The sequence below is a fragment of the Stenotrophomonas sp. WED208 genome (assembly GCF_040984485.1).
GTDB lineage: Bacteria > Pseudomonadota > Gammaproteobacteria > Xanthomonadales > Xanthomonadaceae > Stenotrophomonas > Stenotrophomonas riyadhensis.
This window is the reverse complement of the sequence record NZ_JAZARB010000001.1, coordinates 3753438-3765716: the sequence shown is the minus strand read 5'-3', so window position 1 is coordinate 3765716 and position 12279 is coordinate 3753438. Positions and strand designations below refer to the sequence as shown.

The 12279-nt window shown below is 67.3% G+C and carries 12 protein-coding genes; 6 read left to right on the top strand and 6 right to left on the bottom strand.

The genetic code is table 11. The annotated features are described in order from the left end of the window. The first annotated feature begins 151 nt into the window (after positions 1 to 151). Complete coding sequence (locus VPH47_RS17150) at positions 152 to 655, top strand: hypothetical protein (RefSeq protein WP_110711170.1); 504 nt, start codon at positions 152 to 154, stop codon at positions 653 to 655. Between the two features lie 46 nt (positions 656 to 701). Continuing rightward, positions 702 to 1757 (top strand): suppressor of fused domain protein, encoded by a 1056-nt coding sequence (locus VPH47_RS17145; RefSeq protein WP_110711172.1) that lies wholly within the window; start codon positions 702 to 704, stop codon positions 1755 to 1757. A gap of 122 nt (positions 1758 to 1879) precedes the next feature. On the opposite strand, the gene VPH47_RS17140 is transcribed toward VPH47_RS17145, so the two are convergent. The 5 genes from VPH47_RS17140 to VPH47_RS17120 all read right to left on the bottom strand — a co-directional run bounded on the left by VPH47_RS17140 (position 1880) and on the right by VPH47_RS17120 (position 7449). Then, the gene (locus VPH47_RS17140; protein ID WP_368851348.1) at positions 1880 to 2491 is read right to left on the bottom strand and encodes a glutathione S-transferase N-terminal domain-containing protein; all 612 of its coding nucleotides are present in this window, start codon (positions 2489 to 2491) and stop codon (positions 1880 to 1882) included. Positions 2492 to 2575: 84 nt separating this feature from the next. Continuing rightward, a complete protein-coding gene (locus tag VPH47_RS17135; RefSeq protein ID WP_004154513.1) occupies positions 2576 to 3034 on the bottom strand; it encodes a cell wall hydrolase in 459 nt (152 codons plus the stop codon). A 298-nt stretch (positions 3035 to 3332) separates the two neighbouring features. After that, complete coding sequence (locus VPH47_RS17130; protein ID WP_263469219.1) at positions 3333 to 5363, bottom strand: NADPH-dependent 2,4-dienoyl-CoA reductase; 2031 nt, start codon at positions 5361 to 5363, stop codon at positions 3333 to 3335. 239 nt (positions 5364 to 5602) lie between these two features. Then, a complete protein-coding gene (locus VPH47_RS17125; RefSeq protein ID WP_368851347.1) occupies positions 5603 to 6232 on the bottom strand; it encodes a YitT family protein in 630 nt (209 codons plus the stop codon). Positions 6233 to 6429: 197 nt separating this feature from the next. Continuing rightward, complete coding sequence (locus tag VPH47_RS17120) at positions 6430 to 7449, bottom strand: zinc-binding alcohol dehydrogenase family protein (RefSeq protein ID WP_180847917.1); 1020 nt, start codon at positions 7447 to 7449, stop codon at positions 6430 to 6432. Positions 7450 to 7806: 357 nt separating this feature from the next. Between VPH47_RS17120 and VPH47_RS17115 the strand changes: the two genes are divergently transcribed. From VPH47_RS17115 to VPH47_RS17100, 4 genes are all read left to right on the top strand, one after another. Further along, positions 7807 to 8898, top strand: a complete 1092-nt coding sequence (locus VPH47_RS17115; RefSeq protein WP_368851346.1) for an OmpA family protein — start codon at positions 7807 to 7809, stop codon at positions 8896 to 8898. Between the two features lie 220 nt (positions 8899 to 9118). After that, positions 9119 to 9625, top strand: a complete 507-nt coding sequence (locus tag VPH47_RS17110; RefSeq protein WP_110711183.1) for a hypothetical protein — start codon at positions 9119 to 9121, stop codon at positions 9623 to 9625. 20 nt (positions 9626 to 9645) lie between these two features. Beyond that, positions 9646 to 10455 carry a pseudouridine synthase gene (locus tag VPH47_RS17105; protein ID WP_180854638.1) on the top strand — a complete coding sequence of 270 codons (810 nt, stop codon included), beginning with the start codon at positions 9646 to 9648 and terminating at the stop codon, positions 10453 to 10455. 85 nt (positions 10456 to 10540) lie between these two features. After that, the gene (locus tag VPH47_RS17100; RefSeq protein WP_005412356.1) at positions 10541 to 10876 is read left to right on the top strand and encodes a hypothetical protein; all 336 of its coding nucleotides are present in this window, start codon (positions 10541 to 10543) and stop codon (positions 10874 to 10876) included. 122 nt (positions 10877 to 10998) lie between these two features. Here VPH47_RS17100 and kbl read toward each other — a convergent pair whose 3' ends face one another. Continuing rightward, entirely contained in the window at positions 10999 to 12207 is a 1209-nt protein-coding gene (gene kbl / locus VPH47_RS17095) for a glycine C-acetyltransferase (RefSeq protein ID WP_110711187.1), read from the bottom strand. Positions 12208 to 12279: the final 72 nt, after the last annotated feature.

Here is a 12279-nt window from a genome sequence, read left to right as displayed (position 1 = left end):
TCCGCGTCCAGAACATGCGCTAAGCTCGGCCTGTCATCGACCTGCAATACGCGGCGCGCGCCGGGGAACGCGCGCGCCGCCCGGCGATGGCATACAGGGGAGCGTGCCCGCCAGGGCGCGCCGGCATTGCGCATCGAGGGAGGGGGAAGCAATGGCATTGCTGCACGCCAAGACGGCGGCTGGCCGTCAGGAAATCGAAGACCGGGGCCGGCGCCTGCCGGCGGCACTGCGTTCGATCCTGCTGATGGTCGACGGCCATCGCGACGACACCGAACTGCGCGGCCTGTTCGAAGGCCTGCGGGCACCGCCGGATGCACTGGAGCAGTTGGCCGCGCAGGGCCTGATCGAAGTGATCGGTGGCAGTGCCGAAGCCACACCGGCACGCGGCATCAGTACCGGCCGCGAACAGGACCCGGCGCTGTACCAGCAGCTGTACGACGCGATGAGTGAGGCCGTGCGTCGGCATCTGGGCCTGAAGGGCTATTTCATGCAGTTGAAGATCGAACGCTGCACCGATGCGCTGGCACTGGAACGCCTGTGCCCGGAACTGCTGGCGGCGGTGGGCAAGGCACGCAGCCCGGCGCTGGCGCAGCGCTGGTGGCAGGAAACCCAGGCGGCCGTGGTCAATGGCGGCGGCGAGGTCGTGCAGGCCTGAGCCACCGCGTAAAGTGATCGGTTCACTTCCCCACAAGGAGTCCCGCGTGCAGGACGACCACGACGACACCGATACCCCCGGCTGGGACGCGATCAATGCGGCGCTGGCGCCGCTGTATGCCGGGCAGGAGCCGCGTCACTACGGCACCGCGCTTCCGTACACGCTCGGAGGCCAGGATCCGCTCGATGGCATCAGCGTGTACTGGGCGGATGCGCCGGTTCCACACTGGCATTACATCACTTACGGCTTCTCCGAGTTGTATGCCAAGGAGAGCAGCGATGCCGCCGCCAGCGGCTATGGTTTCGAGTTGACCTTCCGCCTCGCTGCCGAAACCGGTGAGGACGCCGGCAGCGCGCCGCCGGTGTGGCCGATGAATCTGCTGCAGAACCTGGCGCGCTACGTGTTCGGCAGTGGCAACGTGTTCGAGGATGGTCATCACCTCAATGCCAACGGCCCGATCGCGCTGGAGACCGACACGCGCTTGTGCCACCTGGCCTTCATTGCCGATCCGCAGTTGCCGGCGCGGGACACGGCCAATGGCCATCTGCAGTTCCTGCAGCTGGTCGGTTTGACCGATGAAGAGATGGAGGCGGTCAAGCGCTGGTCGACGCGCGGCGTGCTGCAGGCAGTGCAGCCGGCGATGCCGTTGTGGATCAGCGCTCTGCATCGCGGCAATTTGCTGGACGATCCGGCACTGGCCGCGCAGGTGCAGGCCGGCAGCGAGCGCGAGGGCTCCAGCACCGGCATGTTGTTCATCGAGACGCTGGACTGGCGCCAGGAGGGGGGCGTCACCACCCTGGTGCTCGGCGCTGGCCAGGTGGCCAGCGTGTGCGAGCTGCTGCCGCTACGGCTGCGCCACGGCAAATCGCTGGAACTGGTCAGCCGCGAGCGGCAATGGGAATTCATTCCGGCTGGACGCGGTGAAGTGGGTGACGTGTCCGCCGACAGCGCGCGCTGGGCACTGGACGAGTCGGGACTGCAGGCGCTGGCAGGCGTGCGGGCCGAGCGCGGGATCTACCCGGTGGCCGGGGCGCTGCGCATCGAAGTGGTGCCGACCTACCTGCGCGATGCCAAGGGCGAAGTGATCCGCCAGATCGGCTGAGTGTGACGATGGCACCGGTGGGTCAGAGCCGCCTGCTGTGCAGACGGCTCCGACCCCGCCCTGGCAGCCGTGTCGGGGTCGGATCCGTTCGCCACGCGAACGGCTCCGACCCATGGTCTGGATCAGGCCAGGCCTTCGGCCTTCAGTGCGGCCTCCACGCCTGCATCGGCGTCCATGCGCGCCTTGTAGGCGGCCAGATTGTCCAGGCCGGACAGGTCGACCTTGGTGCCGGCGGCCCAGCGCAGGGTGATGTAGAAGTACGGGTCGGCGAAGCTGCGGAAGCCGGCCAGCCAGGGCTTGTCGGCCAGCTGCCTGTCGGCGGTCTCGAACAGGCCGCGAAGGCGCTTGTGCGCGGCGGCACGGATCGCGTCGTACTGGCCTTCGTCGGCAATGAACTTGCCCGGCGAGAACAGCGGCGAGAAGGCCGGATGCACATCGGAATTGACGAAGGCCAGCCAGCGGGTGGCTTCGGCGCGCTGGCGCGGGCTGCCGTCGCCGCCGAGGCCAGCCTGCGGGAAGCTGTCGGCGATGTAGCCCATGATCGCGGCGTTCTGCAGCAGCACGAAGTCGCCGTCGACCAGCGCAGGAACGGCACCGGCCGGATTGATCTTGAGGAATTCCGGACCCTTCAGGGTGTCCTTGTTCAGCAGTTCAACCTCGAACGGCTGGCCGGTCCACTGCAGGGCGATGTGGTCGGCGGTGGAACAGGCACCGGGCTTGCTGTACAGCTTCATGGGAACTCCAGGTGATGCGGGCGGGAAGCGCCCACTATCCCAGAGCCTGGCGGCGGGCGGCAACGCTGCCGCCAGCACGGATCGTTACGACTGCCGTGGCTTGAGGTTCTGCACCTTATAGAAGGTGTGATCGCCGATGGTGGCCACCTGGTAGGCATTGCGCCAGTTCGGGCTGGCGATGGACAGCGCAGCGAAATGGCTGGCACCGGGCACGATCTCGCGGCGCTCGCCGGCCGGCAGCGCCCAGTTGCGCTCGGCGTCGAAGGCCACGTTCATCGCCTCGCTCCAGGCCGCGTCGTTGCCCAGCTGGGTGCCGGGGGAGACGATGGTCGGCGCGAACTGCTTGCGCGCGGTGACCACCTGGCACATGGAGTCGCCCCACAGGCCACTGTCGAGGCGGCGCAGGGCGACCTCGGCGACGGCCTGCTGGCCACGCAGGGTCTGGTCGCGGGCTTCCAGGTAAACGGTGGTGCTCAAACACAATGAATCAGCGGCCGGCTGAGGCAACAACTGCGACAGCCAGAGAATCCAGGCCAGTTTCATATAACTCCTTGCTCCGTGTGGGCCGCACCCTCCGGTTCCGGCCGCAGGGGCGACAGGAGGCGGGGCACGACTTGGCGTCATGGGGAGGCGGCCATCGGGGCCGCCCCGTGGGCAGCCCCAAAAGAAACGATCAATACCGATCGAGGGGGCTGCGCCGGCTCACCGGAAACTGGCTGGTGAGCGGAAAGATGGCGCAAGGTAGGGGGGCATAGCCGAACGCATCGTGAACCGTCCGGCTTGACATTCAGGTTCGGCAGGGGTGACGGAAATCACATTCCGCCCCCCATTCAGGCACCCATCAGAGCGCGGCGGCGACCCGGCTGCCCTGGTCGATGGCCCGCTTCGCATCCAGTTCGGCGGCCACATCGGCCCCCCCGATCAGCTGCGCGTTGATGCCGGCGGCCTGCAGTTCGGCCTGTAGCGCACGGTTCGGTTCCTGCCCGGCGCAGATCACCACGTGGTCGACCGGCAGCAGCTGCTCGCTGCCTTCCACGCGGATGCGCAGGCCTTCGTCGTCCACGCCCAGGTACTCGACGCCGCCGAGCATGCGCACGCCCTTGGCCTTCAGTGTGGCGCGGTGGATCCAGCCGGTGGTCTTGCCCAACCGTGCACCGGGCTTGCCCGGGCTGCGCTGCAGCAGCCACAGCCGACGCGGTGACGCTTCGACCTCGGGACGGGCCAGCGCGCCGCGGGCCTCGAACGCGCTGTCCACGCCCCATTCGGCCATCCAGCGCTGCGGGTCCAGCGAAGGCGACTCGCCGGCGTGGCTGAGGAACTCGCCGACATCGAAGCCGATGCCGCCGGCGCCGATGATCGCCGCATTGGTGCCTACTTCAACCCGGCCCAGCAACACGTCCAGGTAGCTGACCACTTTGGCGTGGTCGGCGCCGGGGAAGTCGACCCTGCGCGGGGTGATGCCGGTGGCCAGCACCACCTCGTCGAAGCCGGCCAGGGTGGCGGCGTCGGCGCGGGTGCCCAGGCGCAGCTGCACACCGGTTTCGGCCAGCGTGTGGCGGAAGTAGCGCAGGGTCTCGTGGAACTCTTCCTTGCCGGGGATGCGCTTGGCCACGTTGAACTGGCCGCCGATCTCATCATTGGCATCGAACAGGGTGACCTGGTGGCCGCGCTCGGCGGCGACGGTGGCACAGGCCAGGCCGGCCGGGCCGGCGCCGACCACGGCGACCTTCTTCGGGGCCTGGGTGGGACGGTAGACCAGCTCGGTCTCGTGGGCGGCGCGCGGATTGACCAGGCAGCTGGCCAGCTTGTTCTCGAATACGTGGTCCAGGCAGGCCTGGTTGCAGGCGATGCAGGTGTTGATCGCCTCGGCGCGGCCGGCGCGGGCCTTGTTCGGCCACTGCGGGTCGGCCAGCAGCGGGCGCGCCAGCGACACCATGTCGGCACCGCCACCCGCCAGGATGCGCTCGGCCACCTCGGGCATGTTGATGCGGTTGGTCGCCACCAGTGGCAGCGTGACATGCGGTTTCAGCTTGGCGGTGACACCGGCGAAGGCGGCGCGTGGCACCGAGGTGGCAATGGTCGGGATACGCGCTTCGTGCCAGCCGATACCGGAATTGATGATCGTCGCGCCGGCGGCCTCGATGGCCTTCGCCTGCTGCACGATCTCTTCCCAGTTGCTGCCGTCCTCCACCAGGTCCACCAGCGACAGGCGGTAGATGATGATGAAGTCCGGGCCACAGGCCTCGCGGATGCGGCGCACGATCTCGACCGCGAAGCGCATGCGCTGGTTGGCATCGCCGCCCCAGCGGTCGGTGCGCTTGTTGGTGCGCGGGGCGATGAACTCGTTGATGAGGTAGCCCTCCGAGCCCATCACTTCCACACCGTCGTAGCCAGCCTCGCGGGCCAGCTTCGCGCTGCGTGCGTAGTCGGCGATATGGCGCTCGACGCCGCTGGCCGACAGTGCGCGCGGGGTGAACGGGTTGATCGGTGCTTTCAGCTTCGACGGTGCCACCGACAGCGGGTGATAGGCATAGCGGCCGGCATGCAGCAGCTGCAGGCAGATCTTCGCGCCATGCTGGTGCGCGGCAGCGGTGAGCTGCCGGTGCGGGCGTACTTCCCAGGGCCAGGACAGCTTGCCGCCGAACGGCTTCAGCCAGCCCACCACGTTCGGCGCGAAGCCGCCGGTGACGATCAGGCCGACGCCGCCCTCGGCGCGCTCGGCAAAGTAGGCCGCCAGCCGCGGGAAGTCGCGGGCGCGATCTTCCAGGCCGGTGTGCATCGAGCCCATCAATACGCGGTTGCGCAGCTGGGTGAAGCCCAGGTCCAGCGGGGCGAACAGATGGGGGTAGGCGCTTTCGTTGGCTGGCGACATTGTCGATACGCTTGCGTACGGAAGCGCGAAGCGTGCCGCGAAACGGCGGCCGGGGCAAGGGCCGGCCTTTGGGTAGTGCCGGCCGCTGGCCGGGTACGCTCGGCACATGCGTGCTGTCGCTCCCGCAATTCGCTGTGCGAACCGCAGGCCCCACTTACCGGCCTCCACGCCCCCGCGCCTGCGGCGCTGCCCCCGAACTCCGGGGGTAGTGCCGGCCGCTGGCCGGCCTCCCGGGCAGATCAGGGTGATTGCGGTTGCCGGTCGGCGGCCGGCACTACCGGGGGACGACCGATCCCGAACCAGCCCAGCGTGACCCCACACAGCGGGCCGATCAGCAGGGCGAAGGCGAGGGTGCCGAGGCCGACATTGCCGCCCAGCCACCAGCCCAGCAGCAGCACGCTGCCCTCGATCAGGCTGCGCACCTTCCAGATCGGCCAGCCGGTGCGGGCGTGCAGGCCGGTCATCAGGCCATCGCGCGGGCCGGGGCCAAGCTTGGCTCCGATGTACAGGCCAGTGGCCAGCGCGACCAGCAGCATGCCGGCGCAGAACATCGCCAGCTGCCAGCCAAGACCGATTGCCGGCGGCAACAGCCACAGCCCGAACTGCGCGGACGGGCCGATCAGCATCACGTTGAGGACGGTGCCGACGCCTGGCTTCTGTCGCAATGGCCACCACAGCAGCAGCACCAGTGCGCCGATCACGTTGGTGGCCAGCCCGAACGAGAGCGGTGTCTGCGCGGCGATGCCCTGCGACAACACATCCCAGGGAGCAACGCCGATCGCGGCGCGGATCATCAGCGAGGCACCGAAGCCATACAGGAACAGGCCGACGATCAGTTGCAGCAGGCGCAGGGGCAGGGCGGTGGGCATGGCAGACTCGGGGGAGGAGGATCTGTTCCCACCGTATCCCCACTTCCGCTTCATCTATAGATACAGATGCCGGTCAATCCGCTGGTACAGGCAGCGCCGATCCTGGATGTGGGGCTGTTCTGTAGAGCGAAGCCCATGCTCGGCTGCTTTGCCTGGCGCCGCCAGCCGAGCATGGGCTCGGCTCTACATGGGAAGCGTCACTCGCCCCAGCCTGCCAGCGCCAGCTTGCCCACCGTGCGCCCGCTGGCGAGGCGCTGATGCGCGATGTCCAGGTTGGCCGCAGTGATCGTGCCGAGCGTCTCGCTGAGCGTGCCACGCAGCTGGCCAGCGTCGATCATGCTGGCCGCGCGGCTGAGGATACGGTGCTGTTCGATGCGGTCGGCGGTGGCGAAGCGGGCGCGCGCGAACATGAACTCCCAGTGGATGCCGATGCACTTGGCCTTGTACGGATCACCGATGCGCAGCGCAGCGCGCGGTTCGACGATCAGGCCGACATGGCCCTGCGGCGCCAGCAGCTGGCCCAGTTCATCCCAGTAGTGGTCGGTGTCGGCCAGATTGAGCGCGACCTGTACCGCATCGATGCCCAGTGCCTGCAACTGGGGCAGCAGCGGCCGGTTGTGGTCGATCACATGGTGTGCACCCATCTGCCGGCACCAGTCGGCCGAGGATGTGCGGGAGGCGGTGGCGATGACCTCGAAGCCGGCATGCCGGGCCAACTGGATCGCCATCGATCCGACGCCGCCCGCACCGCCGATCACCAGCAGGCGCTGGCCGGTATGGCGGCGGTCATCCAACTGCAATGGCATGCGCTGGAACAGCAGTTCCCATGCGGTAAGCGTGGTCAGCGGCAGCGCGGCCGCTTCAGCGAAATCCAGCGTGGTCGGCTTGCGGGCGACCAGGCGTTCATCGACCCATTGGTACTGCGCATTGCAGCCCGGACGGGTGACATCGCCGGCGTAATAGACCTCATCACCGGAGGCGAACAGGCTGGCCTCTTCGCCGATGGCTTCGACCACGCCGGACGCGTCCCAGCCGAGCACGCGGGGCGCCTCCAGCGTGCTTGGGTCAGTGGCCGCGCGCTGCTTGCCATCGACGGGATTGACCGAGACTGCTTCGACCCGGATCAGCAGGTCGCGACCGCGGGGAGGCAGCGGCGGGGGCAGGTGGATATCGCGCAGTGCGGGGGCGGATTCACGACTCAGGGCGACGGCTTTCATCTCGGCTCCGGCTGGGTTCGTGGCCCCATCATAAGGTTCCTCACCTTTCCGCAAGCGCGCTGAACCGTGTGAAGCAATCCGTTGCGGAATATGTCGCTTTCCCCGCCTAAACACCGTCAAACCCTTGCAGCGCGAAGGTCTTGCGGATTTTCATCATCCTGTATAGGGTTTCAACGTCGGACCGGTGGAGGGTCGGGCACAACACTTCACATGTTACGGGACTGTTAACATGACCTTCACCCGCCTGAGCATAATGTTCGCGGCGGTGGCGTGCTGAATCGGCTGTCGAACATCGACGCAGTAGTGCTGGCCCATGCCTCTACCGGTTTCATACCCCCGAAATAGGAGCTGTACTCAATGAACAAGAAGATCCTTACTGCCGCGCTGCTGGGTGGTCTGGCTTTCGCCCAGGCTGCCTCCGCGCAGGAGTTCGATGACCGCTGGTACCTGACCGGTTCGGCCGGCTTCAACTTCCAGGACAGCGACCGTCTGACCAATGACGCTCCGTTCGTGACCCTGGGCCTGGGCAAGTTCATCAGCCCGAACTGGTCGCTGGACGGTGAGCTGAACTATCAGAACCCGAACTTCGATTCGAACAAGGACCTGAACTGGTCGCAGTACGGCGTCTCGCTGGACCTGCGTCGCCACTTCATCAAGGAAGGCCGCGGCTGGAACCCGTACATCCTGGGTGGCCTGGGCTACCAGAAGTCGGAAGAGCAGTACGCTGCCCTGGACAACAACGGCCCGCGCAAGCGTAAGGACGGCAACGTTGCCGCCAAGGTCGGCGTCGGTCTGCAGACCACCTTCGAGAAGCGCGTTGCTGTCCGCGCCGAAGTCGCCTACCGCGCTGACTTCGACGACCAGAGCGTTGCTGCCCGCAACGAAAGCTGGTTCGGCGACGTGCTGGCTTCGGTCGGCGTCGTGATCCCGCTGGGCCCGGCTCCGGTCGCGGCTGCTCCGGCTCCGGCTCCGGTTGCCCCGAGCTGCGCTGACCTGGACGACGACGGTGACGGCGTCAACAACTGCGACGACAAGTGCCCGAACTCGCAGCCGGGTCAGACCATCGGTCCGGACGGTTGCCCGGTGCCGGTCTCCATCGACCTGAAGGGTGTCAACTTCGACTTCGACAAGTCGAACCTGCGTCCGGACGCCGTGGCGATCCTGGGTGAAGCCACCGAGATCCTGAAGCGTTACCCGGATCTGCGCGTTGAAGTCGCCGGTCACACCGACTCGAAGGGTACCGACGCTTACAACCAGAAGCTGTCGGAGCGTCGCGCTACCGCCGTGTACAACTACCTGACCAAGAACGGCGTCGAAGCTTCGCGCCTGATCGGTCCGGTCGGCTACGGCAAGAGCCGTCCGATTGCTCCGAACACCAACCCGGATGGTTCGGACAACCCGGAAGGTCGCGCCAAGAACCGTCGTACCGAGCTGAACGTCCAGAACTAAGTTCTGACGCTCTGCCAGTAGGACACAGCAGGACCCGGCTTCGGCCGGGTCTTGTTGTTTCCGCAGCCCGGAATCCGCGTGTCCGCCGCTCCGGGAACAACCGTTCGTCGGGTTTTTATCCATAAAACCAATGAGTTGCCGTATTCATTGAAAGTGGCGCTTGAAAGCTGTCGCGGCATTGCTAAACTCGCCGCGTCACTTCCTTTCCTGGATGCCCTTCATGCTGCGCTCTGCATCGGCCGCCTTCCTGGCGCTGGCCCTGGTTCCCGCCGCCCACGCTGCGGTCGATTGCTCGGTCAACACCAGCGCCTCGCCGCTGCCGTTGCCGGCCACGACCATCGCGCCGGTGGCCGACGAGCTGTACATCCGTGGCAACCAGCTGGGCATGCCGGCCGGCGTGCTGAGCAGCAGCTATGATCCGTCGCAGTCGCTGGACCAGGTGCTGCAGCGCCTGCGCATCGATGGCTGCCAGAACATCGCCAAGGCCATTCCGAGCGCACCGGCGGTGAAGCCGAACGATCCGGCGGCCTACAAGCCGCAGACCGAATTCGACAACACGCCGTGGCGCTTCGACATGAGCCAGAACGGCAAGCGCATGACCGCCGAAGAATTCGACGCCTGGATGAAGGCGCGTGGCGTGCGCGTGGTCAAGGCGCGTCCGGCTCCGGCCGCCACCCCGGCCCCGGCCGAAGCACCGGCTGAGACCAAGCCGGTCGACAAGAAGTAAGCGCCGCGGGGAGCAGAGGCTTGCGCACGCGCCGCCCACCTGCCGCCCCCGCTGCCCGCTCCCACGCATCGCGTGGGCGTGCGACTCCCGCTGCCGCAGCCGCCGGTGTCCGTCATGGCCTGGCGCGCGTGCTGTCCAAGGCGGGCGTGTGCTCGCGCAGCGAGGCTGCGCGCTGGATCGCCGAAGGACGGGTGCGTGTCTCCGGCCGCATCGTGCGTGATCCCGAGTTCCCGATTGGCCAGCCGGCGCCGCCGATCGAGGTCGACGGCCAGCCCATGGGCGCGCCGCAGCGCCTGTACCTGATGCTCAACAAGCCGCGCGGGGTGGTGACCACCGCGCAGGACGAGCGTGGCCGCGACACCGTGTATCGCTGCTTCGATGGTGCCGGCCTGCCGTGGATCGCACCGGTCGGGCGCCTCGACAAGGCCAGTGAGGGGTTGCTGCTGTTCAGCAACGATCCGCAATGGGCGGCGCGCCTGACCGACCCGCAGACCGGGCCGGACAAGACCTACCACGTGCAGGTCGACCGCCTGCCCGATGACGCCACGCTGGCGGCCCTGCAGGCCGGCGTGGAGGACGAGGGCGAGTTCCTCGTTGCCCAGGCCGTGCGCGTGCTGCGCAGCGGCGACAAGACCGCGTGGCTGGAGGTGGTCCTCGACGAGGGTCGCAATCGCCACATCCGCCGCCTGTTGGCGGCCTTCGACCTGCAGGTGCTGCGCCTGGTCCGGGTTGCGATCGGCGGGCTGCAGCTCGGCGATCTCGGCAAGGGGCAATGGCGGGTGCTGGAGGTCAGTGACCAGCAGCGGCTGGGGGCCGCTGCACCGGGCTGATCATCGCCCGCGGCCGGCGGTTGTCGGCCACCGTTCCAGGCGTAGGGGGCGCCTGGTTGCTGAATTTCCCGAACGGAGCCTGCCCATGTACCACCCGACCCTCAATCAAACCCTGCGCTGCGCAGGCCTGCTGCTGCCGATGGTGCTGTTGACCGCATGTGGCGGCCACAAGAAGGTGGCCAAGGCGGAAACGCCTGCCGAAACCCCGGTGGTGGAAGTGAAGACCCCGGAGCTGGATGGTCGCGGCAGCTACCGCTTCCTGATGAGCAACGGCGACAAGAAGATGACCGCCGACGAGTTCGATGCCTGGATGAAAGCCAATGGCATCCGCGTTGCCAAGGGCAATGGCCAGGACGCTGCCGCCAAGCCGGTGGTAGTGGCCAGCAAGGACGAGCCGAAGGGCAAGAAGAAAAAGAAGTAATGCCGGGAGGTGCCGACCTCGGTCGGCACGCCATCAGGCTCTGGTAGGTGCCGACCTTGGTCGGCACGCTTTGACAGGGGCGGAACCCTTTCCGCAGGAAAGGGATCCGACCCCGGTCGTGATCAGCCCTTGATCACGCCCAGCTCGACACCGATGCGGGTGAACGCATCGATCGCGCGGTCCAGATGCTCGCGGCTGTGCGCGGCGCTGATCTGGGTGCGGATGCGGGCCTGGCCCTTGGGCACCACCGGGAAGAAGAAGCCGATCGCGTAGATGCCTTCTTCCAGCAGGCGCTCGGCGAACTTCTGTGCCAGCGGCGCGTCGTACAGCATCACCGGGCTGATCGGGTGCACGCCCGGCTTCACGTCGAAACCGGCGGCGACCATCTTTTCGCGGAAGTAGCGGGTGTTCTCCACCAGGGCGCCACGCAGGTCGTCGGCGGCGGCCAGCATCTCGAATGCCTTGATGCCGGCGGCAACCACATGCGGCGGCAGCGAGTTGGAGAACAGGTACGGGCGCGAACGCTGGCGCAGCAGCTCGATCACCTCGGCGCTGGCGCAGGTGAAGCCGCCCAGTGCGCCGCCCATGGCCTTGCCCAGGGTGCCGGTGATGATGTCGATCTTCTCCAGCACGCCCTTCACTTCGGCCGAGCCGCGGCCGGTGGCACCGAGGAAGCCGGTGGCGTGGCATTCGTCGATGTGCACCAGGGCGTTGTACTTCTTTGCCAGCGCGGTGATCTCGTCCAGCGGGGCAATGAAGCCGTCCATCGAGAACACGCCGTCGGTGGTGATCAGCTTGGTCTTGCAGCCGGCGGCGTCGGCGGCCTGCAGCTGGGCTTCCAGGTCGGCCATGTCGCAGTTGGCGTAGCGGAAGCGCTTGGCCTTGCACAGGCGCACGCCGTCAATGATCGAAGCATGGTTCAGCGCATCGGAAATGATCGCGTCGTTCTCGCCGAGCAGCGGCTCGAACAGGCCGCCGTTGGCATCGAAGCAGGCGGCGTACAGGATGGTGTCCTGCTTGCCGAAGAAGTCGGCGATCTGCTTCTCCAGCTGCTTGTGCAGGTCCTGGGTACCGCAGATGAAGCGCACCGAGGCCATGCCGAAGCCGTGGGTATCCAGCGCGTCCTTGGCGGCCTGGATCAGGTCCGGATGGTCGGCCAGGCCCAGGTAGTTGTTGGCACAGAAATTCAGCACCTTACGGCCGTCCTCGAGGGTGATCTCGGCCGACTGCGGGCTGGTGATGATCCGCTCGGACTTGAACAGGCCCTGGGCGCGGATGGCGTCCAGTTCCTCGGCGTAGTGGCGGGTCAGGGCGGAGGAGGCGTCGGTCATGGCGTGGGCACGGCTCTGAACGGGGAAACCGCTGATTCTACCGGGCATCGTCGTCCACCGACCGGGCCGGAT